This window comes from Moorella thermoacetica (assembly GCF_001267405.1).
Classification (GTDB): Bacteria; Bacillota; DSM-521; order Neomoorellales; family Neomoorellaceae; genus Neomoorella; species Neomoorella thermoacetica.
On the sequence record NZ_CP012369.1, the window covers coordinates 498,912 to 519,126 of the forward strand.

Annotated in this window: 20 protein-coding genes; 17 read left to right on the top strand and 3 right to left on the bottom strand. The window is 57.9% G+C overall.

Annotated elements, in window-relative coordinates; translation table 11 throughout:
* Nucleotides 1-11: 11 nt before the first annotated feature.
* The 15 genes from proB to holA all read left to right on the top strand — a co-directional run bounded on the left by proB (nucleotide 12) and on the right by holA (nucleotide 17,185).
* The gene (gene proB, locus MOTHE_RS02490) at nucleotides 12-1,148 is read left to right on the top strand and encodes a glutamate 5-kinase (protein ID WP_053094623.1); all 1,137 of its coding nucleotides are present in this window, start codon (nucleotides 12-14) and stop codon (nucleotides 1,146-1,148) included.
* A gap of 18 nt (nucleotides 1,149-1,166) precedes the next feature.
* Nucleotides 1,167-2,423 (top strand): glutamate-5-semialdehyde dehydrogenase, encoded by a 1,257-nt coding sequence (locus tag MOTHE_RS02495; protein WP_011392100.1) that lies wholly within the window; start codon nucleotides 1,167-1,169, stop codon nucleotides 2,421-2,423.
* A gap of 37 nt (nucleotides 2,424-2,460) precedes the next feature.
* Nucleotides 2,461-3,114 (top strand): nicotinate-nucleotide adenylyltransferase, encoded by a 654-nt coding sequence (gene nadD / locus MOTHE_RS02500; RefSeq protein WP_011392101.1) that lies wholly within the window; start codon nucleotides 2,461-2,463, stop codon nucleotides 3,112-3,114.
* Nucleotides 3,115-3,160: 46 nt separating this feature from the next.
* The gene (locus MOTHE_RS02505; RefSeq protein WP_011392102.1) at nucleotides 3,161-3,406 is read left to right on the top strand and encodes an RNA recognition motif domain-containing protein; all 246 of its coding nucleotides are present in this window, start codon (nucleotides 3,161-3,163) and stop codon (nucleotides 3,404-3,406) included.
* Between the two features lie 98 nt (nucleotides 3,407-3,504).
* Nucleotides 3,505-4,080, top strand: a complete 576-nt coding sequence (yqeK, locus tag MOTHE_RS02510; RefSeq protein WP_011392103.1) for a bis(5'-nucleosyl)-tetraphosphatase (symmetrical) YqeK — start codon at nucleotides 3,505-3,507, stop codon at nucleotides 4,078-4,080.
* A gap of 171 nt (nucleotides 4,081-4,251) precedes the next feature.
* Nucleotides 4,252-4,599, top strand: coding sequence for a ribosome silencing factor (rsfS, locus tag MOTHE_RS02515; protein WP_011392104.1), 348 nt, complete (start codon nucleotides 4,252-4,254; stop codon nucleotides 4,597-4,599).
* Nucleotides 4,600-4,623: 24 nt separating this feature from the next.
* Nucleotides 4,624-7,113, top strand: a complete 2,490-nt coding sequence (gene leuS / locus MOTHE_RS02520) for a leucine--tRNA ligase (RefSeq protein WP_011392105.1) — start codon at nucleotides 4,624-4,626, stop codon at nucleotides 7,111-7,113.
* A gap of 275 nt (nucleotides 7,114-7,388) precedes the next feature.
* The gene (locus MOTHE_RS02525; RefSeq protein WP_053095208.1) at nucleotides 7,389-8,837 is read left to right on the top strand and encodes a sodium:proton antiporter; all 1,449 of its coding nucleotides are present in this window, start codon (nucleotides 7,389-7,391) and stop codon (nucleotides 8,835-8,837) included.
* A 134-nt stretch (nucleotides 8,838-8,971) separates the two neighbouring features.
* Complete coding sequence (locus tag MOTHE_RS02530; protein WP_011392107.1) at nucleotides 8,972-9,646, top strand: ComEA family DNA-binding protein; 675 nt, start codon at nucleotides 8,972-8,974, stop codon at nucleotides 9,644-9,646.
* Between the two features lie 99 nt (nucleotides 9,647-9,745).
* Entirely contained in the window at nucleotides 9,746-10,531 is a 786-nt protein-coding gene (gene uppP, locus MOTHE_RS02535) for an undecaprenyl-diphosphatase UppP (RefSeq protein ID WP_011392108.1), read from the top strand.
* Nucleotides 10,532-10,714: 183 nt separating this feature from the next.
* Nucleotides 10,715-11,452, top strand: a complete 738-nt coding sequence (locus MOTHE_RS14070) for a globin-coupled sensor protein (protein WP_011392109.1) — start codon at nucleotides 10,715-10,717, stop codon at nucleotides 11,450-11,452.
* 151 nt (nucleotides 11,453-11,603) lie between these two features.
* Nucleotides 11,604-12,560, top strand: a complete 957-nt coding sequence (prmA, locus tag MOTHE_RS02545) for a 50S ribosomal protein L11 methyltransferase (RefSeq protein WP_011392110.1) — start codon at nucleotides 11,604-11,606, stop codon at nucleotides 12,558-12,560.
* A 50-nt stretch (nucleotides 12,561-12,610) separates the two neighbouring features.
* A complete protein-coding gene (locus tag MOTHE_RS02550; protein ID WP_011392111.1) occupies nucleotides 12,611-13,576 on the top strand; it encodes a bile acid:sodium symporter family protein in 966 nt (321 codons plus the stop codon).
* 67 nt (nucleotides 13,577-13,643) lie between these two features.
* Nucleotides 13,644-16,073 carry a DNA internalization-related competence protein ComEC/Rec2 gene (locus MOTHE_RS02555; RefSeq protein WP_011392112.1) on the top strand — a complete coding sequence of 810 codons (2,430 nt, stop codon included), beginning with the start codon at nucleotides 13,644-13,646 and terminating at the stop codon, nucleotides 16,071-16,073.
* A 119-nt stretch (nucleotides 16,074-16,192) separates the two neighbouring features.
* Nucleotides 16,193-17,185: a DNA polymerase III subunit delta gene (holA, locus tag MOTHE_RS02560; RefSeq protein WP_011392113.1), complete on the top strand. Its 993-nt coding sequence runs from the start codon at nucleotides 16,193-16,195 to the stop codon at nucleotides 17,183-17,185.
* Between the two features lie 19 nt (nucleotides 17,186-17,204).
* On the opposite strand, the gene MOTHE_RS02565 is transcribed toward holA, so the two are convergent.
* The 3 genes from MOTHE_RS02565 to spoIIP all read right to left on the bottom strand — a co-directional run bounded on the left by MOTHE_RS02565 (nucleotide 17,205) and on the right by spoIIP (nucleotide 18,860).
* The gene (locus tag MOTHE_RS02565; RefSeq protein WP_025774008.1) at nucleotides 17,205-17,399 is read right to left on the bottom strand and encodes a hypothetical protein; all 195 of its coding nucleotides are present in this window, start codon (nucleotides 17,397-17,399) and stop codon (nucleotides 17,205-17,207) included.
* A gap of 92 nt (nucleotides 17,400-17,491) precedes the next feature.
* The gene (gene rpsT, locus MOTHE_RS02570; protein WP_025774009.1) at nucleotides 17,492-17,758 is read right to left on the bottom strand and encodes a 30S ribosomal protein S20; all 267 of its coding nucleotides are present in this window, start codon (nucleotides 17,756-17,758) and stop codon (nucleotides 17,492-17,494) included.
* Nucleotides 17,759-17,822: 64 nt separating this feature from the next.
* A complete protein-coding gene (spoIIP, locus tag MOTHE_RS02575; RefSeq protein WP_053094624.1) occupies nucleotides 17,823-18,860 on the bottom strand; it encodes a stage II sporulation protein P in 1,038 nt (345 codons plus the stop codon).
* A gap of 121 nt (nucleotides 18,861-18,981) precedes the next feature.
* Here spoIIP and larB point away from each other — a divergent pair, with 121 nt between their 5' ends.
* Nucleotides 18,982-19,752: a nickel pincer cofactor biosynthesis protein LarB gene (gene larB, locus MOTHE_RS02580; RefSeq protein WP_011392116.1), complete on the top strand. Its 771-nt coding sequence runs from the start codon at nucleotides 18,982-18,984 to the stop codon at nucleotides 19,750-19,752.
* Nucleotides 19,753-19,825: 73 nt separating this feature from the next.
* Nucleotides 19,826-20,164: a phage holin family protein gene (locus tag MOTHE_RS02585; RefSeq protein ID WP_011392117.1), complete on the top strand. Its 339-nt coding sequence runs from the start codon at nucleotides 19,826-19,828 to the stop codon at nucleotides 20,162-20,164.
* Nucleotides 20,165-20,215: the final 51 nt, after the last annotated feature.

The following is a 20,215-nucleotide window of genomic DNA, read 5'->3' on the forward strand; positions in this document are numbered from 1 at the left end:
GGCGAGGGTGCTTGACGGAAAGGGAGTGCCGGCTGGCTTTGAGCCAGGCGCGGCGGCTGGTAATAAAGGTGGGGACCAGTACCCTGACCCATAAAACGGGCAAACTAAACCTGGGACGGATGGAGCGTCTGGTGCGGGAGCTGGTGGATCAGGTCAACGCCGGCCGCCAGGTGGTCCTGGTAACCTCCGGAGCCGTGGGAGCCGGTATGGGCCGCCTGGGTTTGAAAGAAAAGCCCCGGACCCTGCCGGAAAAACAGGCCGCTGCCGCCGTGGGCCAGGGGCTGCTCATGCATATGTACGAAAAGTTCTTCAGCGATTACGGCCTGCTGGTAGCCCAGGTGCTTTTGACCCGGGCCGACCTGGCCGACCGCAGCCACTACCTAAATTCCCGCCATACCCTGGCGGCCCTCCTGCGCCTGGGAGTTGTACCCATTGTCAACGAGAACGACACCGTAGCGGTTGAGGAAATCCGCGTCGGGGATAATGACACCCTCTCCGCCCTGGTGGCCGGGCTGGTAGACGCGGATATCCTGTTTTTACTGACTGATACCGGAGGCCTCTTTACCGCCAACCCGGTTACCAGTGACGATGCTGTCCTGCTCCCCTGCGTGACGGAGATTACGCCGGAGATAGAAGCCCTGGCCGGGGGGGCGGGTTCCACCTGGTCAACGGGGGGCATGGCCACTAAGATCCAGGCCGCCCGCCTGGCCACCAGCTTCGGCATCCCGGTGGTCATCGCCAGCGGTCTCCAGGCCGGGCAAATCGAAGCCGTCCTGAAGGGTGAGGAAATAGGCACTATTTTCCTGCCCCGGGAACATCGGGCCCACACCAGGAAACGCTGGCTCGCCTATGCTCCGGCCGTCCAGGGGCAAATCCAGGTTGACGCCGGGGCAGCCCGGGCAATATGTAAAAATGGCAAGAGCCTCCTCCCCGGTGGCGTTATTGCGGTGGATGGTGATTTCGACCAGGGGGCTATAGTAAGTATCGTTGATCCCGCTGGTAAAGAGATCGCCCGGGGTATGGCCAACTATCCGGCAGCGGCTATTTCTCGGATTAAAGGCAGGAAAACGGGCGAGATTGGCGAAATCTTAGGCTATAAGGATTACGACGAGATTGTTCACCGGGACAATCTAATTGTCCTGGGGTAGGGGAAAGGAGCGGTTTTGGTGAATGTAGCCCTGGAGGTGCAGACCAAAGGCCAGAGAGCCAGAGAAGCCGCCCGGATCCTGGCCGGCCTGGGAACCAGCAAGAAAAACGAGGCCTTACTGGCTATGGCCCGGGCCCTGGAGGAAGAACAGGAAGCCATCCTGGCCGCCAACGCCAGGGACATGGTCGCCGGAAAAGAAAAGGGCCTTTCCCGGGCCCTCCTGGACCGCCTTCTCCTCAATGAGAAGCGCATCAGGGATATGGCTGCCGGCCTGCGGGAACTGGCTGCTCTGCCGGACCCCGTGGGCGAGGTGACCTCCATGTGGACCCGGCCCAACGGCCTGCAGATTGGCCGGGTACGGGTGCCCCTGGGGGTTATCGGTATTATTTACGAGGCTCGGCCCAATGTCACCGTCGATGCCGCCGGGCTCTGTCTAAAAACCGGCAATGCCGTCATCCTGCGGGGCGGGTCCGAGGCCTTTTATTCCAACCAGGCCCTAACCCGTGTCATCAGCCGGGCGGCAACGGCTGCCGGAGCGCCGGAGGGGGCCATCCAATTAATCGAGACCACCGACCGGGAAGCTGTAAATCTTTTATTGCGGGCCAATGATTACCTGGATGTTTTGATTCCCAGGGGCGGGGCCGGCCTGATCCGGACCGTGGTAGAAAACGCCACCGTGCCCGTCATTGAAACCGGTGTGGGGAACTGCCACGTCTATGTCGACGCCGAAGCCGACCTGGATATGGCCCAGAGGATTGTCATTAACGCCAAGACCCAGCGTCCGGGTGTTTGTAACGCCATGGAAACTCTGCTGGTCCATGAAAAGGTGGCGGACTCCTTTCTCCCCTCCCTGGCCGCGGCTTTAAAGGAAAAGGGAGTCACCATCCGGGGCTGTGAACGTACCCGGGCCATCATACCCTGGGCGGAAGTTGCCACCGAAACCGACTGGGCCACTGAGTACCTGGATCTCATCCTGGCCATAAGGGTTGTCGACTCCCTTGAGAGCGCCCTGGAGCATATCCATCGTTACGGCACCAAACACTCGGAAGCCATTGTTACGACCAACTACCAGACGGCCCGGGAATTCCTGGCCCGGGTGGATGCGGCGGCCGTATACGTCAATGCCTCAACGCGTTTTACCGATGGCTACGAGTTCGGTTTCGGGGCCGAGATTGGTATCAGTACCCAGAAACTCCATGCCCGTGGTCCCATGGGGCCGGAACAACTAACAACTTTTAAGTATATTATTTTTGGTAGTGGACAGATCCGCCAGTAATTGATAAAATAACTTCATAGGGAATCTGGAGGAAATGATGAATTTAGTTACCCGTCCCGGACGGGTAGGGATTATGGGCGGGACCTTCGATCCCATCCATTACGGTCACCTAGTGACTGCGGAAGCGGCTCGCTGGGAGTTCGCCCTGCAAAAGGTGATCTTTGTCCCATCCGGGCGCCCTCCCCATAAAAAGGACTACCCGGTCACCGACGCGGAATACCGTTACCAGATGACCCTGCTGGCTACAGCCAGTAATCCGTATTTCGAGGTATCCCGGAGCGAGATTGATCGGGAGGGTTTTTCCTACACCGTCGACACAGTTGCTGAGTTCCGGCGGGAGTACGGCCCTGAAGTCCAGCTTTACTTTATTACCGGTGCCGACGCAATCCTGGAAATCTTGACGTGGAAGGATGTCGACACGCTCCTGCGTGAGTGTCATTTTATTGCTGCCACGCGACCTGGTTTTCAGTTGAACCGGCTCGAGGAATCCAGGCCCCAGTTACCGGTCGAGGGTAGGCACCGTATTCATCTCATCGAAGTCCCGGCTCTGGCCATTTCTTCTACTGACATTCGCTGGCGGGTAAAAAACAACAAACCTATAAAATACCTGCTGCCGGAAGCAGTAGAAGAGTATATCCGCTCCCGGGGATTATACCGGCCCCGGTTAGATGGTGTATACGAAAAGGGCTAGGACTATATACTACTAAATAACATCTAAGAAGAGGTGAAAGGCATTGGTGCGTACCCTGTATGTGGGTAACCTTCCCTGGGCTACCAGTGAGGAAGAACTGGCGAGGGCCTTTGCTTCCCACGGCGAAGTGTTGAGCGCACGTATTATCACCGATCGCCAGACTGGCCGGTCGCGGGGCTTTGGCTTCGTAGAAGTAAACGATGCCGACGCAGATCAGATGATCGCCGCCATGAACGGGGCCGAACTGGGCGGGCGTATCCTTACCGTCAACGAAGCTCGGGCTCGTTCCTAGGCCCATACTGCCCGGGCGTATTGAACCTCCTATTAATATAATAGGGGGTTTTTGTTAAGCATCAGGGCGGAGGGAAGAAAGAAAGTGGAATAGGAACAATGGCTAACTATCAGGAGATTTTAGCTGCCAGGTTATCAGAAAAGCGTTATCTGCATAGCCTGGGAGTAGCCGGTACAGCTGCCCGGCTGGCAAGCAAAAATAAGGTCGATCCGGAGCAGGCCCGCCTGGCGGGCCTGTTACACGATTATGCCCGGGATTTACCTCCTGGGGAGCTCCTGACCCTGGCCGCAGGGGCCGGACTGATAACCTGCGAACTGGAAAGACGGCTCCCCATTTTGCTCCATGGCCCTGTTGGCGCTTTACTTATCAAACAGGACCTGGGCATAAAAGATCGGGCGGTTCTCCAGGCCGTCGCCCGGCATACGGTAGGAGCCGTAGCCATGACGGCCCTGGATAAGATTATTTACCTGGCGGATGTTATTGAACCGGAACGCCGTTTTCCCGGGGTGGAAGAACTGCGCCGGCTGGCAGCCGCAGATTTAAATGCGGCCCTGCTGAAAGCCTTTGAAACCAGTATTCTTTACCTCGTGGGCAAAGGCCAACCCCTCCACCCGGTCACCATCGAGGCCCGAAACTATCTCCTCCTGTCCGGCCAGGAGGAAACCAGCGCCTGAAAGTAATCTTTCCACCCTAATTCATATGCGGACGGGCCGCTTATGACGGCCAGCAATCGCCAGCAAAAGAAAGAAAATCTGGCATGGAGTTAATATAGTTCAAACCAGCCCCCAGGAAACCAACTAATAGCCTAAATTGTAGAACCCTATTTACGTAGGAGGCTAAAATTTATGGATGCAGGCCGGGTAGCCCAGCTGGCGGCCCAGGCGGTGCTGGAGAAAAAAGGAATTGATCCGGTTATCCTTGACCTGCAGGGCATAACCCTCATTGCCGACTATTTCGTCATCGCCAGCGGTACCTCCACCGTCCAGGTTCAGGCCATAGCCGGCCGGGTCGAAGAGATCCTGGACGCAGCCGGGGTGGAACTCCTCCACCGGGAAGGCCTGGAGGCGGCTCGATGGGTATTGCTGGATTATGGTGCCGTAGTAGTCCATATCTTTCTCGAAGAAGAGCGCCGGTTCTACGACCTGGAGCGCCTCTGGGGCGATGCCCGGAGAGTAGCCATAGAGAGCCCTTGAGTCTGGTAGTATGGAGTGACATTTATGGAAGCACGCTATAACTTCAAAGAGATCGAACCCAAATGGCAACGCCGCTGGGAGGCCAGCGACCTGTACCGGGTAACGGAGGATCCCGATAAGCCCAAATTTTACTGCCTGGAGATGTTCCCCTACCCTTCTGGCAACTTGCACATGGGGCACGTCCGGAACTATTCCATCGGTGATGTAGTGGCCAGGGTCAAGCGGATGCGGGGTTATAACGTCCTCCATCCCATGGGATGGGATGCCTTTGGCCTGCCGGCGGAAAACGCCGCCATCCACCGGGGCATCCCGCCGGCGGAGTGGACCTGGAGCAATATTGCCAACATGCGCCGCCAGCTCCATGCCATGGGCATCAGCTACGACTGGGACCGGGAGGTGGCCACCTGCCACCCCAACTACTACCGCTGGACTCAGTGGCTTTTTCTGCAAATGTATAAACACGGCCTGGCCTACCGCAAGAAGGCTGCTGTCAACTGGTGCCCCTCCTGCGCTACCGTCCTCGCCAACGAACAGGTGGTAGACGGGGCCTGCGAGCGCTGCCATACCCCGGTAATGCGTAAAGACCTGGAGCAGTGGTTCTTCCGCATTACCGATTATGCCGATCGCCTGCTGGAGGATTTGAAAAAGCTCCCGGGCTGGCCGGATAAGGTAAAGATCATGCAGGAGAACTGGATTGGCAAGAGTTCCGGTGCGGAAGTAGTCTTCCGGGTGGAGGGTAGCGGCGAAGAGATTCCTGTTTTCACCACGCGACCCGACACCTTGTACGGCGTTACCTACCTGGTCCTGGCGCCCGAACACCCCCTGGTGGAGAAGTTAACCGCCGGGACGCCCTATGAGGGGCCGGTGGAGGAATTCGTCCAGGCGGCGCGCTATTTGAGCGCCCTGGATCGCACCGCCACGGAAAAGGAAAAGGAAGGTCTTTTTACAGGTGCCTATGCCATTAACCCGGTAAATAACGAACGGGTGCCCATCTGGATTGCTAACTATGTCCTCATGGAATATGGTACCGGTGCCGTCATGGGGGTACCGGCCCATGACCAGCGGGACTTTGAATTTGCTCGCAAATACGACCTGCCTGTAAAGGTCGTTATCCGGCCCGCCAGTTCGGAGTTGCCGGCCGGAGAGCTTGCAGCGGCCTATGTAGAAGACGGCATTATGGTGAATTCGGGTCCCTTTAATGGCCTGCCCAACCGGGAGGGTATTCAGAAGGTTACTGAATACCTGGAGAGTATCGGCAGGGGCAGGGCCAGGGTGAACTACCGCCTGCGGGACTGGCTCATTTCCCGCCAGCGTTACTGGGGCGCCCCCATACCCATGATCTACTGCGACCAGTGCGGTATTGTGCCGGTACCGGAGGAAGACCTGCCGGTTATCCTGCCCGAAGGAGTGGAATTCAGACCCACAGGGGAATCGCCCTTAACCTATTGCCCGGAGTTTGTTAATACCACCTGTCCCCGGTGTGGCGGCCCGGCCCGGCGGGAAACGGACACCATGGACACCTTCGTCTGTTCTTCCTGGTACTTCCTGCGCTATACCAGTCCCCACAGCCAGGATCGGGCCTTTGAGAGGGATAAAGTCGACTACTGGATGAACGTGGACCAGTATATCGGCGGGGTGGAGCACGCCATCCTCCATTTGATGTACGCCCGTTTCTTCACCAAGGCCCTCCATGATTTCGGCCTGGTAGGGGTGGAGGAGCCCTTCCAGAACCTCCTGACCCAGGGAATGGTCCTTAAGGACGGCAGCAAGATGTCCAAGTCCAAAGGCAATATCGTCAGTCCTGAGGAGATAATCAATCGTTACGGGGCGGATACGGCCCGCCTCTTTATCCTCTTTGCCGCCCCGCCGGAGCGGGACCTGGAGTGGAGCGACCAGGGAGTGGAGGGTTGCTACCGCTTCTTAAACCGGGTCTGGCGCCTGGTAGGTTCCTACGCTGACGCAGTCCGCAGGGCGGGAGGCAGCCTGGAAATCAGGAGCCATGCTGACCGGGAGCTCTGGCGCCTCCTCCACGCCACCATCAAGAAAGTTACTGAGGATGTGGAGGAACGCTTTAACTTTAATACGGCCATCAGCGCTATTATGGAACTGGTCAATGGCTGTTATCGTTACCAGGACACTGTTCCGGAAGAGGAGCAGAATCTGGTTCTCATGGGAGAGGTCTTGCGCAAGCTGGTAACCCTGCTGGCTCCCTTTGCCCCCCATATTACTGAGGAACTCTGGCAGGGCCTAGGTGGACAGGAAAGCGTTCACCGGGAATCCTGGCCCCAGTACGACCCTGAGGCCCTGGTGGAAGAGGAGATCACTCTAGTAATCCAGATTAACGGTAAGGTAAAAGACCGGATGCAGGTGCCGGCAGGTTTGGCCAGGGAGAAAATCGAGGAACTCGTCCTGAACCGGGATAAGGTGGCAGCCCTGCTGGCCGGACAGCAGGTGGTAAAGGTCATTGTTGTCCCTGATAAACTTGTCAATGTGGTAGCTCGCCGGGCCAGTTGATGGACATCTAAACCTGTTGAACCTGGGGGCCTTCCAAATCGGGGTAATTTCTGCAGGACAGAGACTGTACCCCCGCGACAGCCGCCAGGGATCATCGGCGACCCTGACCGGGAGTTGGAGCCTAAGGGCAAAAAAGTCATCCACCTGGGATAACAGGGCCCCGCTCCAGGTCAGGGTAACCCCCTGGTGGACAAGATTCACTATCCAGGGGGGCGATGTTTTTTTATTATGGAATTGGCCCGAAAATTGTATTCTCAGAGAAGGGACAGGTGGAGATGAGCATTAAAAGAGTTGCGGTATTAACCTTGCTTCTTTGCGGCTCTTTTTTGCCCCTCGGGGGGGTGGCATGGGCGGCGACAGGAAACGAGCTGGGTAAAATGTTACCTTTATGGAGCGTATTACCCTTTGTAGGGATGCTCCTGTCCATTGCCATCTGGCCGCTGGTCAACGCCTCCTGGTGGGAGCACAACATGGGGAAGGTAAGCTTGTTCTGGTCCCTGGTTTTCTTTGTACCGTTCTTAATTGCCTTCGGGAGCGGTACGGCCTTTACCCAGGCAGTGGAAGTGTATCTCCTGGATTACCTGCCCTTTATCATCCTTCTCTTCGGTCTCTTCGTAGTGGCAGGGGGAATCATTCTTCGTGGTACCCTGCGGGGTAATCCGGGTGTGAACGTCCTGCTCCTGCTGGTGGGCACGATCCTCTCAAGCTGGATTGGGACCACCGGAGCCAGCATGCTCATGATCCGGCCGGTTATCCGGGCCAACGAGTGGCGGCGTTACAAGGCCCACATAATCATCTTTTTTATCTTCCTCATTTCCAATATCGGCGGGGCCCTCACCCCCGTAGGCGACCCGCCCCTGTTCCTGGGTTATTTACGGGGGGTGCCCTTCTTCTGGACCATGAGGTTAATCCTGCCCATGGGATTTAATGTACTAATCCTCCTCACCCTTTACTACTTCCTGGATAGTTACTTTTACCGTAAAGAAAAGGTGCCCCGGGCAAAGGGCGGGCAGGACCCCTTGCGGGTAGAGGGTTTACAGAATCTTATTTACCTGGGTATCATTGTCGGCGCTGTTATTTTAAGTAGTATCCTGGCCAAGAACCCGGCCTTTGCCGACCAGCAAACCGGGAACCTTTACGGCATTACTATCTTCCGCCACGGCGAAGAAGCAGTGGTGCTGCCCTACACCAACATAATCCGCGACCTGGCCATTCTCCTGGCGGCTTTCCTGTCATGGAAGACTACTTCTATGGATATTCGTAAAGATAATCGCTTTACCTGGGGTCCCATCAAGGAAGTAGCCATCCTTTTTGCCGGTATCTTTATGACCATGATTCCGGCCCTGGCCATCCTCCACGCCCGCGGCGCGGAACTGGGCTTAACTCACCCGGCCCAATTTTTCTGGGCCACGGGAGCCCTTTCCAGCTTCCTGGATAACGCCCCGACGTACCTGGTATTCCTGACCACCGCTACCAGCCTGGGGGCAACCACCGGGGTGCCTACCACCCTGGGTGTCGTGGCTCCCAAGATGCTCCTGGCCATATCCTGCGGCGCCGTGTTTATGGGTGCCAATACTTATATCGGTAATGCCCCCAACTTTATGGTGCGGTCAATAGCGGAAGAGAATAATATTCGCATGCCCAGCTTTTTCGGCTACATGGGCTGGTCGATAGGGATTTTAATTCCTTTATTTATCCTGGACACCTTGATTTTCTTCCGTTAAAGGGCCGCCCCGGGGCGGCCTTCCATCATTCGCCGGGATCCAATCCCGGCGAAAATTATGTCGTCGCTGGCAGGAAGATGGCCTTTTGAGTCGTAATTAATTCCAGGAAGAAATTTCTTCCGGGGTGATGCAGCATGTGGGAGTGGGACAGGCGCGTACGCTGGCTGGCAGCAGCCCTGGCGGTGGCTCTCATCTTCGGAGCCGGCATCCAGTATGGTAGCTGGCGGGAACGGCAGGCGGCAGCAGACCTGCCCCGGGTGATACCAGGGGAGCAGGCCGGGGCTCCTGGGAACAGCAGTAATGGCGCTGGCCAGGGACAGGCGGCCGCCAATAATCCGGCTACCATTCAGGTCCATGTGGCCGGGGCAGTAAAAATGCCGGGCGTTTACGAGCTCCCAGCCGGTGCCAGGGTCAATGAGGCCATCCACCTGGCCGGCGTGCTCCCGGAAGCGAACCCCAACGCCCTGAACCTGGCCGCTCCTTTAAGTGATGGCCAGCAGGTAATCGTACCCCGCCAGGGAGAGGAAGCAAGGGTAAATGCCCCGGCCGGCGCTGCCACCGGCCCGGGAGCGGCCCCGGGGAACCCAGCTGGCAGCTCTTCGTCCAGGACCGGGGGCAAGGTAAATATCAACACCGCCGGTCTGGCCGAGTTGGACAGCCTGCCGGGGATTGGCCCGACCCTGGCCCAGCGCATTCTCGACTACCGGACCCAGAAGGGTCCCTTCCGCACCATTGAAGACCTGCAAAATGTCTCCGGTATCGGTGCCAAAAAGTTTGCCGATCTCAAGGACCTGATCACCGTAAATTAAATAATTAATTACCTGACGGAGCCTATAGGACCTTGACACCCGCCAAGGGCCAAGATAAACTTGGTCTGTAGTGCTTACCAGTAAAGGAGCGCATGGATAATGACTGTTTTGCAGGCCATAGTCCTGGGCCTCGTCCAGGGGGTGGGTGAGTTTTTACCCATCTCCAGTTCCGCCCACCTGATTTTAACGCCCTGGTTTTTCCGCTGGCCCGACCCGGGGTTGACCTTTGACGTCGCCCTGCACCTTGGTACCCTGATTGCCGTGGTAGCCTATTTCTGGCGGGATATAATCGAACTGGTCCTCAGCGGCCTGGGCCAACCCCGGAGCCAGGACGGCCGCCTGTTCTGGTATTTAATCGTCGCTTCTATCCCCGGGGCCATCTTTGGTGTGCTTTTTGAAAAACAGGCGGAGACCATTTTCCGCTCGCCCCTCCTCATTGCCCTGACCCTTACCCTCATGGGCCTCGGCCTCTGGTGGGCCGACAGGGTGGGCCGCAAGAGGAGACAGCTGGACGACGTCAACCTCTTTGACGGTATCATAGTCGGTATCTCCCAGGCCCTGGCAATCATTCCCGGCGTTTCTCGTTCCGGCATTACCATGACGGCCGGGCTCCTCACAGGCATGGAACGGGAGACAGCCGCCCGTTTTTCCTTCCTCATGTCTGTTCCTATCATCGCCGGGGCGGCGCTTTTAAAGTTAAAAGAGTTACCCCTGCACGAAGTCAATCTGGCCTTTATCGCCGGTGTCCTGACAGCCGCTGTTGTCGGTTTCCTGGCCATCAAGTTTTTGCTCCAGTACCTCCGCCGCGGCAGCTATCTCCTGTTTACTGGCTACCGCATCTTGCTGGCCGCCCTGATCGTGGCGGTTTTCTGGCTTCGCCGTTAAACTTGCGGGGACGTTCATGGCGATCGCGTAATCAGAGCCTGAAGGTAATCTGTACCAGCGGGCCGGGGGCAAAAAAGGTCGCAGGATAAGAAAAAATTGCGGGCTAGAAAAAATATTGAGCAGGAAAATACCGGTCGAGGGCGAAATTTGTTCCATCCAGGAGAAAAAGGGGAGGTTCGCCAAATGGTGGCTAATGATGCCTATGCCGAACAGTTACGTTTCCTGACCCTCAGCGAGGCTGAACTCGGCCTTATGGAGGCTGAAAAGGAGATCTTTATCAAAGAGGCTGATGCAGTAGTCAAGACCTTCTACGATCACCTCTTACAGTACCCCTACCTGGAGAACATGATTAAACAACATAGCACCCTCGAACGGCTGACCCAGACCCAGAAGGCTTACTTCATCAGCCTGACCGCGCCGCGCATAGACGGGGAGTACATATCCGGCCGCCTGCGCATTGGAAAGAAACACCAGAAAATTGGCCTCTATCCCAAGTGGTACCTGGGGGCCTACCGGATTTATCTTAGCGAGATCCGCCGCGTTATCTGGCACTATCATGCCGACGATCCAGATTTATGTTTGCGCCTGCTGGAGGCCTTTACCAAACGGATTATTTTTGATATGCAGCTGGCCATCGAAAACTACATCATCGACCAGCTTCAGCAGCTTGGCCACTTCCAGGATGAGATTGCTGCCGTGGCCAAGATTATCGGCGATATTGCCGAACAGACCAAGATTCTATCCCTTAACGCCTCCATCGAGGCCGCCCGGGCCGGGGAGCACGGCCGCACCTTTTCTGTCGTCGCCCAGGCGGTACGGGACCTGGCAGCCAGGACGTCCCAGTCCGCCAGGGATATCACCCAGAAGGTCCAGGAAAACCACCGCCTCCTGGCGCGCATGCAACAAACAGGGAAGGAGTAGTTTTTATAACTTCGCACTGTCATAAGCACCCGCGTACCCCGCAGGCTGGCGGTGGGAAGGGGGGATAGCTTCTTGACCGGTCCGGGGACCGGTTTTTTACACCTCCGGGGGAATTGCTCCTTTGATCAATTAGTGGAGGTAGATAGAGCCTTTGCAGTGGGTAGAAGTGGAGGTGCTGACCACCGCGGAAGCGGTGGAAGCCGTGGCCGTGATCCTGGAGGATTACGGGGCCACAGGGGTGGTCATTGAGGATAGTGCCGACCTTACCCGCAAATGGGAAGATCGTTACGGAGAGATCTATGCCCTTGACCCGGCTAATTATCCCGCGTCCGGGGTACGCGTCAGGGCCTACCTTCCCGTGGTTTCCTGGCAGGAAGAAAGGGCCGGGGAGATTCAGACCAGGGTAAAGGCCCTGGCAGCAGTGGGCCTGGACCCGGGAGCTGCGACTGTCAGGTACCGCTTGGCCAGGGAAGAGGAGTGGGCCTACGGATGGCAGAAATACTACCACCCGGTGCGGGTAACGAAGGGGTTGACCATCAAGCCTACCTGGGAAGAATATACTCCTTCCCCCGGGGAAACAGTTATCGAGATAGATCCCGGCATGGCCTTTGGTACGGGTACCCACCCGACAACTATCCTCAGCCTCCAGGCCCTGGAGCGGGTCCTCAAGCCCGGGGCCAGGGTCGTCGATGTCGGCTGCGGTACAGGGATTCTAGCCCTGGCCGCCGCTAAAATGGGTGCTGGTGCGGTGCTGGCCCTTGATCTGGACCCGGTGGCGGTGGCGGTAGCCCGGAAAAATATCGCCCGTAACGGTGCCGCAGACAAAGTCACCGTCAGGAATAACGACCTGCTTGCCGGTTTGGAAGGCCCCTTTGACCTGGTCGTGGCCAATATTCTGGCGGAAGTTATTCTTAAAATGATCCCGGATGCCGGCAGGGTATTGCCAGCCGGGGGAACCCTTATCGCCTCCGGCATCTCCAGGGGTAAAGCCGGGGTTGTTGAGGACGCGTTGCTGGCTAACGGGTTTGCCGTCGAGGACACCCTGACCTCAGGGGAGTGGGTCACATTTATTGTCCGGAACCTATTGCCGGACCCTGTCGAATGTTAATCCCAGTTCTGGAATTATGGCTCAGGTATTGCGGTAGGAGGCTTTAAGTTATGGCAACAAAGAAAAACCGTTCCTTGCTGGAGATCATTCCTAAGTACTTTACATTATGGGTGATAGTTTTTGCCGCCCTGGCCCTGCTCAGCCCCAACTCCTTTCAATTCCTTGGCAAATATATTTCTTATCTCCTGGGCGTGGTCATGCTGGGCATGGGCATGACCCTGACTATGGGGGATTTTGCCGGGGTTCTGCAGCAGCCATTAAATGTGGTAGTTGGTGTGGCCCTCCAGTTTATCATTATGCCCTTGCTGGGCTTTGCCATTGCTACCATATTACGATTGCCACCGGAGCTGGCCGCCGGGGTGGTACTGGTGGGGTGCGTCCCTTCCGGGACGGCCTCCAACGTGATGACCTTTATTGCTCAAGGAGACGTAGCCCTGTCGGTAACCATATCTTCGATCACGACCCTGATAGCACCTTTTATTACTCCGTACCTTTACTTGCTCCTGGGCGGGAAGTTTATTCCCGTAGAACCCCTGGCCCTGCTTATTGACATCGCCAAGATTGTCCTGCTGCCGATTATTATCGGCCTGGTCATCAGGCAGGTGCTGGGCAATGAACGGGCCAGGGTGGTTAACCAGGTAATGCCCTCAGTTTCCGTCATCGCCATCGTGATAATTATCGCCGCTGTGGTGGCCGGTAGCGCCGCCAAACTCGTCAACGTCGCCGGCGCTGTGATCCTCGCCGTAATCCTCCATAATGGATTGGGTTTCCTCATGGCCTATTTTGTCGCTAGATACCTCTGCCGCATGACCGAGGCCCAGGCCCGGGCCGTTTCCTTCGAAGTGGGTATGCAGAACTCTGGCCTGGGGGCGGCCCTGGCCATGAAGTTCCTTACCCCGGTGGCGGCTTTGCCCAGCGCCATCTTCAGTGTCTGGCACAACTTGAGCGGTTCCTTCCTGGCTAATTTCTGGGCCCGGCGCGCGCCGGCACCGGCCGCCCGGCTGGCCAGGAGGTAGGAGATCAGAAGGGCAATATCTTTACGGGCGGGCAGGAATCTTTTCCCTGACTGGCGAAGTTTAACCCATGCGTGATCGACCGCTCCTCTGGGTTACCGTAGCCTATATAGTCGGCCTGTTGCTGGCGCGCTTTCAGGAGGGGGCGGCAGGAGCGGTAGCGCCGGGGGATACCGCGGTGCTGCTCTCTCCCCTGGTCATAGCCTTGGCCCTCTGGGCCCTGGCCTACCTCTTCTGGCGGCCGCCGCAACGGCCCGCCTGGATGTACTTGCTCCTGGCCGGATTTGTGGCCATGGGTTTTTTTATTAGTACCTGGGACAACTGCCTTCACCAGAGTCAACTTGCGGGCGATCGCGACACCTATCTCGACCTCACCGGGATGGTGACAGGGGAACCGCAGCTTTATCCCGACCGGGTCGTTTATACCCTGGCGGCCCGGGAGGTCAGTCAGGGCGCATATAGTAAAAAGATAAAAGAAAACGTCCAGGTAGTTATCTACCGGCGGGATAGAAACAAAAGCCTGCCCCGGTACCATTACGGCGACGTTCTCCGCGTCCACGGCCAGCTCACAGCGCCACCGCCGGCCCGCAACCCCGGCGAGTTTGACTATCGCGCCTACCTCGCCCGACGCTATATTTATAACCGCATGTTGCTCAATGACCCCCGGGCCATAGTCAAGCTGGAAAAAGAGGCAGGTAACCCCCTGGTACGCCTGGCCCTGGCAGCCAAAGGCAGGGTAAAAACGGCTATTGCAGCCGCCCTGCCACCGCGCCAGGCGGGGATTCTTGCCGCCCTTCTCTTCGGCGACGTCGAGGAATTAACGGATCAGGACAGCGACACCTTTAAAAACCTGGGGGTTTTCCATTTCTTCGCCGTCAGCGGCTCCAACACGGCCCTGGTTTTACTTATAGTCATGGCTATAGCCGGCCTCCTGGGTCTAAGAGCAGAGACAGCGGTGGCCCTGGGGCTGGCCGGTCTGATCTTTTATGCCGCTGTCACCGGTTTCACACCCTCGGTAAACCGGGCGACCATTATGGCCGGCCTGGGGCTTATAGCCTTCTGGCGCCGCCAGCGCCGCGATTTCTACACCGCCCTGGCCCTGGCAGCCCTGTTAATCCTGCTGGTACGCCCCCGTTCCCTTTATGACAGCGGTTTTCAGCTTTCCTTTACCGCCACGTGGGGCATCGTGTATCTTTACCCTTTGTTGGATGACCTTCTGGCCTGGCTTCCCGCCTGGCGGGCCTACCTGGTGATCCCCCTGGCGGCGCAGGTAGCTACCCTGCCCCTGGTAGCCTATTACTTTAGTTTTGTTTCCCTTCTCAGCCTGCCAGCCAACCTGATCACCGCCGGCCTGGTGGGAGCCATTGTCACTCTGGGCCTGGCGGCCTCCGCCCTGGCCCTCGTGAGCCTGCCCCTGGCAGGGACCGTGTTTAACGCCCTGGGCCCCCTCGTCAACCTAATGCTAGCCTTCCTCGCCGGCCTGGCCGGCTTGCCGGGGATGACCCTGCCCCTGGCCACACCCTCGCCCCTGGGGGTGGCCGGTTATTACCTGGTCCTGATCATCCTGAGGGAACTCTGGCTGCGCCGCCGGGAACCGCGCTGGTTGGCCTTGTGGCGGTGGCATCTTCGCGAGCTTGGAGTGGTGGCGGCCCTGACCCTGGCAACTTTGCTGGTCTACCTTTACCACCCGGGGCAGCCGGGAGAACTAGGGGTGACCTTTATCGACGTCGGCCAGGGGGACGCCATTTACCTGGCCACCCCCGGCGGCCGGCACATCCTGGTCGACGGCGGCGGTCGGCCCTTCGAGCAGGGCGATTTTGACGTCGGGGAGAGGGTGGTGGTGCCCTTCCTCCACCGCCAGGGGGTGCGGCGGTTGGATGCAGTCGTCAGCACCCACCCGGATACTGATCATCTGGGCGGCCTCATGGCCGTGGTACGGCAGATGCCTGTCTCCCTGGTCGTCGTCCCCCCCTTGCGGGGCAGTATGGTTAACGAGTACCGTCCCTTCCTGGCGGAACTCCAGGCCCGGGGTATCCCCTGGCAGGAGGCGGGACGGGGGGCCACCCTGGCCCTGGACCCGGTAGTGGACCTCCAGGTCCTGCATCCCGGCCGGGAGATCAGCGGCAGCAACTCCGACAGCAACAACAATTCCCTGGTCATGAAGGTGGTTTACCGGGACTTCAGCCTTCTTCTGGGCGCCGATATTGAGGCTGAAGCCATGGCCGATCTGGAGAGGGCCGGGATGAATGTCCGCAGTACCGTCTTTAAAGTACCCCACCATGGCAGCCGCTTCGGCCTGGAGCCGTCCTTTTTGCAGCAGGTGTCCCCCCAAGCGGTGGTTTTCTCCGTGGGGGAGAGAAATAACTTCGGCCACCCGGCGCCGGAGGTAGTGGGCTACTGGCAGGGGCGGGGCGTCCCCATTTATCGCACCGACCGGCAGGGGGCAATTAGCATCAGGAGCGACGGGGATAGCTGGCAGGTAAAGACTGTTCTCCCTTAAGAACATGGCAACCAGCATGCTAAGGGTTAAAATAAGGGTGGACTGGTAAATAGCGCCCATAGATTATAAACGCGGCTCCCGGCAGGCTTTTCCTGGGAGCTTTACCAGGAGGGCTGAATTTGGACTGGCAGGCAATGGTTGAGGAGGTAAAGCAGGGCTACATCGCCCCTGTCTACCTTTTTTACGGTAGCGAGGGTTACCTTAAGGAGCGGGCCCTGAAAATCCTGGAAAAAAAACTTATCCCACCGGAAACAGGGGACTTTGACTACCAGGAACTGGACGGGCGGGAGTTAACGGGGGCGGAAGTGATCATGCTGGCGGCTACCCTGCCGGCCATGGCAGAACGCCGCCTCGTGGTGATTAAAGACCCCGCCGGGGAGATTTGGCAGGATGAGGATTTCCTAAAATATTTAACCAAACCGGAACCTGCAACCTGCCTGGTGCTGGTGGTTAACGGTAGTATTGACAAACGCCTGAAAGCAGTCAAGGAAATAAATAGTACCGGCCGGGTGGTAGAGTGTTCACCCCTCCAAGGAGAAGATCTGGCGGCCTGGCTGATAAAGGAAGCCCGGCAGGAAGGCTACAACCTGCCGCCGGCTACGGCGCTGATCCTGGCCCGGGCCGGCGGCGGCGACCTGCGACAGGCTCGCAATGAACTGGACAAGGCAATGGCTTATACAGGAAAACCGGGTACCATTACCCCGGCTACTGTCCAGGCCCTGATACCGGAGATCGAGGCTGAAAATACCATCTTCCAGCTTGTCGATGCCCTGGGAAACAGGAAACCCGAACTGGCTATCGGCTTTTTACGCCAGCTCCTGGAGCGGGGTGAAGCCCCCCTGGGGATCGTAGCCATGCTGGCGCGCCAACTGCGCCTGATTTACCGGGCGCACCTGGGAGGGGATAAGAGAAATCTGGCCGCCAGGCTGGGGGTTAAACCCTTCGTAGCCCGGAAAGTGGCAGCCCAGGCTCGCAATTTTTCCCTCCCGGTCGCCGGGCAGGCCCTGGAGGAACTATTAAAAGTAGATACCGCCCTGAAAACCGGCCAGGGAGAGGCCGGACCCCTGCTGGAGCAGGCTATCTGGACCATCATTGCCATGGGGGAGCATTGAATGCTCCCCCATGGTAGGCCTATTTCTTTTGCGTCTTTTCACGGTTTGCCTCGTAACCCGTCTTGACGTTGGTGTCGACCCTGGTGCCCGGAGCCGTCACATCGGCGGCGAATTCATAATTGGTCCCGGCAGCACCCTCGGTCCCCAGTTCACCTTCCCGGCGGCGGGCCGTTTTTTCAGCCGGGTTTTTAACGGTGCCAGGTTTTTCTGCCATAAAGTAAAATCCCCCCCTTCTGCATAGCCTTTTCTTATTATGGCAGGACAACGGGGGGAAAATTACATTTGTAAAAATTTTATTGGCTGGTTTTAAGCGGTTGTTTTGTTAAAATAGCGCTGAAGGCTGGACTTTTTCCGGGCCGCGGTGTTGGGATGTAAGACGCCTTTGGTGACGGCTTTATCAATGGCGCGGATGGCCTGGCGCAGGTTAACGGCAGCGTTATGATTATCACCCTGTTCCAGGGCGGTACGGAACTTCTTTATTGCCGTTTTAACGCTGGATTTAATAGCCTTATTGCGCAGGGTACGAATACGGGTCAACTCCACCCGTTTCATAGCTGACTTGATATTGGGCACCTTATTCACCTCCCGGACTATTTTAACATGGGAACCTGGCAAAAGCAACAAGCCGGACCCCGGATCAACTGGCCGGGTTTTCCTGCCGCAGGTCTTTGATTACCGCCGCCAGGACCCTGGCTACCAGGCGGGCGGAACCTTCAGCCTCCTGGAGGGTATTATTGTCGCTGCCGAATTCCAGGAGCAGAGCCCGGGGCAGGAGATGCTGGTTGTAGCGCCCCTCCTGGACCCGGACTCCCAGGCACAGCCCGGGATAGAGTTCATCCATTTTTTTGGCCAGTTGCCTGGCAAAGGCCTCATTCTGGCGCCAGTTGGGGTGTTCCAACCGGGCGTTGCTGCCGACGATGATGAGCACCTGGGCGACTTTCTGGCCGTCAATTTCGACAACAGGCGGTGACGGCAGGCCGGCGTCCCGATGGACGTCCAGGGCCACCAGGACCGAGGGGTTGGCGGCCAGCATTCGCTTCAAGGTTTTCTCGGAGTTGGCATAAGCCAGGGTAAAATCGGGATAATCATGGATGGTGGTTGAACGAACCACCGGGATTCCATAATCTTTACTCAGGCTGTCGGCCAGGGTGGCAGTCACCTGGCTGACGCCGCCGTTTTTGCCGGGAAACTTGGCGCTACCCTCACTGGGCTGGTAGGATTCCGCGTTATGGGTGTTGTATATAGCCACCAGGGGGTTTTTGGAGCTGGTGGTTTCGACCTCTGATGGCGCCGGGGGCGGGCTTTCTTCTACCGGCGGTTCCGGCTGGACATACTCCTCTTCAGTTGTCAGGAGACTCGGGGTCTTCTCCTGTCCAGGTAAAACTACCAGGGGCGAGGCCAGGACCTGCAGGGCCGTTGTCAGGGCCTCACCGGAAGTATTCCGGGGGGCTTCTCCTGCCTGCAGGCCCAGGGCCGGCAAACCCTCACGCAGGATGCCCTCCAGCAGGGGCATAGGTAGCCTGGCGGGGGAGCCGGACAGCACCTGGCTACCGGTCCGGATCAATTGCCAGGCCCCGGTGACCAGTCCCATAATAATTAACCCGGCCAGGAGCACCCCTTTGAGGAAAGCTCCCAGGGCCCGGGCCTGCCGGCTGGTGATGACCTGGATACGCACATCAATGCCCCCTCGCTGGTAGCCATTTTATTCCTGAGAGGGACAATTTAGACCTGGGCAGCATCCTGAGGCGGTTATCGCCTCGCCCACCAGAAAATATTTTCGGAGGAAAAGTGCCTAAATGAACCAAGAACAACTCAAGGACTTGTTGCTGGCCTATAAAAACGGCCAGACCGACCTGGAGACGGTCATGAACCATTTAAAGCACCTGGGGGACGAAGACCTGGGCTTCGCCAAGGTGGATCACCACCGGGCCCTGCGCAATGGGTTTCCGGAAGTCATCTTCGGCCAGGGCAAGACAAGGGAACAGGTGGTCGCCATTGCCTGCCGCCTGGCGGCTGCCGGCTCGACGGTGCTGGTGACCCGGACCGACAGGGAGACCTACCAGGAGGTAGCCGCCCGCCTGCCGGCAGCCGAGTTTAATGAACTCGCCCGGACCATCGTTGTGGACGCAGGGGAAATAAGGCCCACCGGCGGCCGGGTGGCCGTCCTCAGTGCCGGCACGGCCGATTTGCCGGTGGCCGAGGAAGCGGCCGTCACCGCCGCCGTGATGGGAAACGAGGTTGAGAGAATCTACGACGTCGGCGTTGCCGGTATCCACCGCCTCCTGGGGCGGGTGGATCTGGTGCGCCAGGCCGATGTGGTAATCGTTGTGGCTGGTATGGAGGGAGCCCTGGCCAGCGTCGTCGCCGGCCTGGTCGACCGGCCGGTCATTGCCGTACCCACGAGTGTCGGCTATGGAGCGAGTTTCGGCGGCCTGGCAGCCCTCCTGACCATGCTTAACAGCTGCGCCAGTGGTATAGGCGTCGTTAATATTGACAACGGTTTCGGCGCCGCCGCCCTGGCGACTACTATCACCAGGTTAAAAGGGCAGCCGGCTGAAAAAGATTAACTGGGAGACCAGGAACTGTATAAATAACCTCCTTTCTGGGCAATGCTATAGCCGGGTGAAAGGAGGTGAGGGTATGACCAATTGGGTAGGTGCGGTAGTACGCTTTGTTGTTTCGGCCCTGGTTTTAATGCTGGTAGGCTTTATCCTTCCCGGTATCAGGGTGGCAGGCTTTACCGGCGCCCTCATAGCGGCCGTCGTCATTGCTATCCTGGGCTGGGCAGTAGAAGCCGTCCTTGGCAAAAAAGTCTCGCCCCACGGTCGCGGCATAGTTGGATTTATCGTTGCCGCCATTGTAATCTATGTAGCCCAGTTTATTATCCCCGCGTACTTAAGCGTCAATATCCTGGGTGCCTTGCTGGCAGCCCTGGTAATCGGGATAATCGACGCCTTTGTACCCACCGAATTACGCTAGATGGAACAGAAAGCGGGCCGGGCTTTTAGCCCGGCCCGCTTTCTGTTATAA

Coding starts and splice junctions, on each gene's coding strand:
- nadD (WP_011392101.1), top strand. CDS start 2,461: ATGAATTTAGTTACCCGTCCCGGACGGGTAGGGATTATGGGCGGGACC.
- yqeK (WP_011392103.1), top strand. CDS start 3,505: ATGGCTAACTATCAGGAGATTTTAGCTGCCAGGTTATCAGAAAAGCGT.
- rsfS (WP_011392104.1), top strand. CDS start 4,252: ATGGATGCAGGCCGGGTAGCCCAGCTGGCGGCCCAGGCGGTGCTGGAG.
- leuS (WP_011392105.1), top strand. CDS start 4,624: ATGGAAGCACGCTATAACTTCAAAGAGATCGAACCCAAATGGCAACGC.
- MOTHE_RS02525 (WP_053095208.1), top strand. CDS start 7,389: ATGAGCATTAAAAGAGTTGCGGTATTAACCTTGCTTCTTTGCGGCTCT.
- MOTHE_RS02530 (WP_011392107.1), top strand. CDS start 8,972: ATGTGGGAGTGGGACAGGCGCGTACGCTGGCTGGCAGCAGCCCTGGCG.
- uppP (WP_011392108.1), top strand. CDS start 9,746: ATGACTGTTTTGCAGGCCATAGTCCTGGGCCTCGTCCAGGGGGTGGGT.
- MOTHE_RS14070 (WP_011392109.1), top strand. CDS start 10,715: ATGGTGGCTAATGATGCCTATGCCGAACAGTTACGTTTCCTGACCCTC.
- MOTHE_RS02550 (WP_011392111.1), top strand. CDS start 12,611: ATGGCAACAAAGAAAAACCGTTCCTTGCTGGAGATCATTCCTAAGTAC.
- MOTHE_RS02555 (WP_011392112.1), top strand. CDS start 13,644: ATGCGTGATCGACCGCTCCTCTGGGTTACCGTAGCCTATATAGTCGGC.
- MOTHE_RS02565 (WP_025774008.1), bottom strand. CDS start 17,399: ATGGCAGAAAAACCTGGCACCGTTAAAAACCCGGCTGAAAAAACGGCC.
- larB (WP_011392116.1), top strand. CDS start 18,982: ATGAACCAAGAACAACTCAAGGACTTGTTGCTGGCCTATAAAAACGGC.
- MOTHE_RS02585 (WP_011392117.1), top strand. CDS start 19,826: ATGACCAATTGGGTAGGTGCGGTAGTACGCTTTGTTGTTTCGGCCCTG.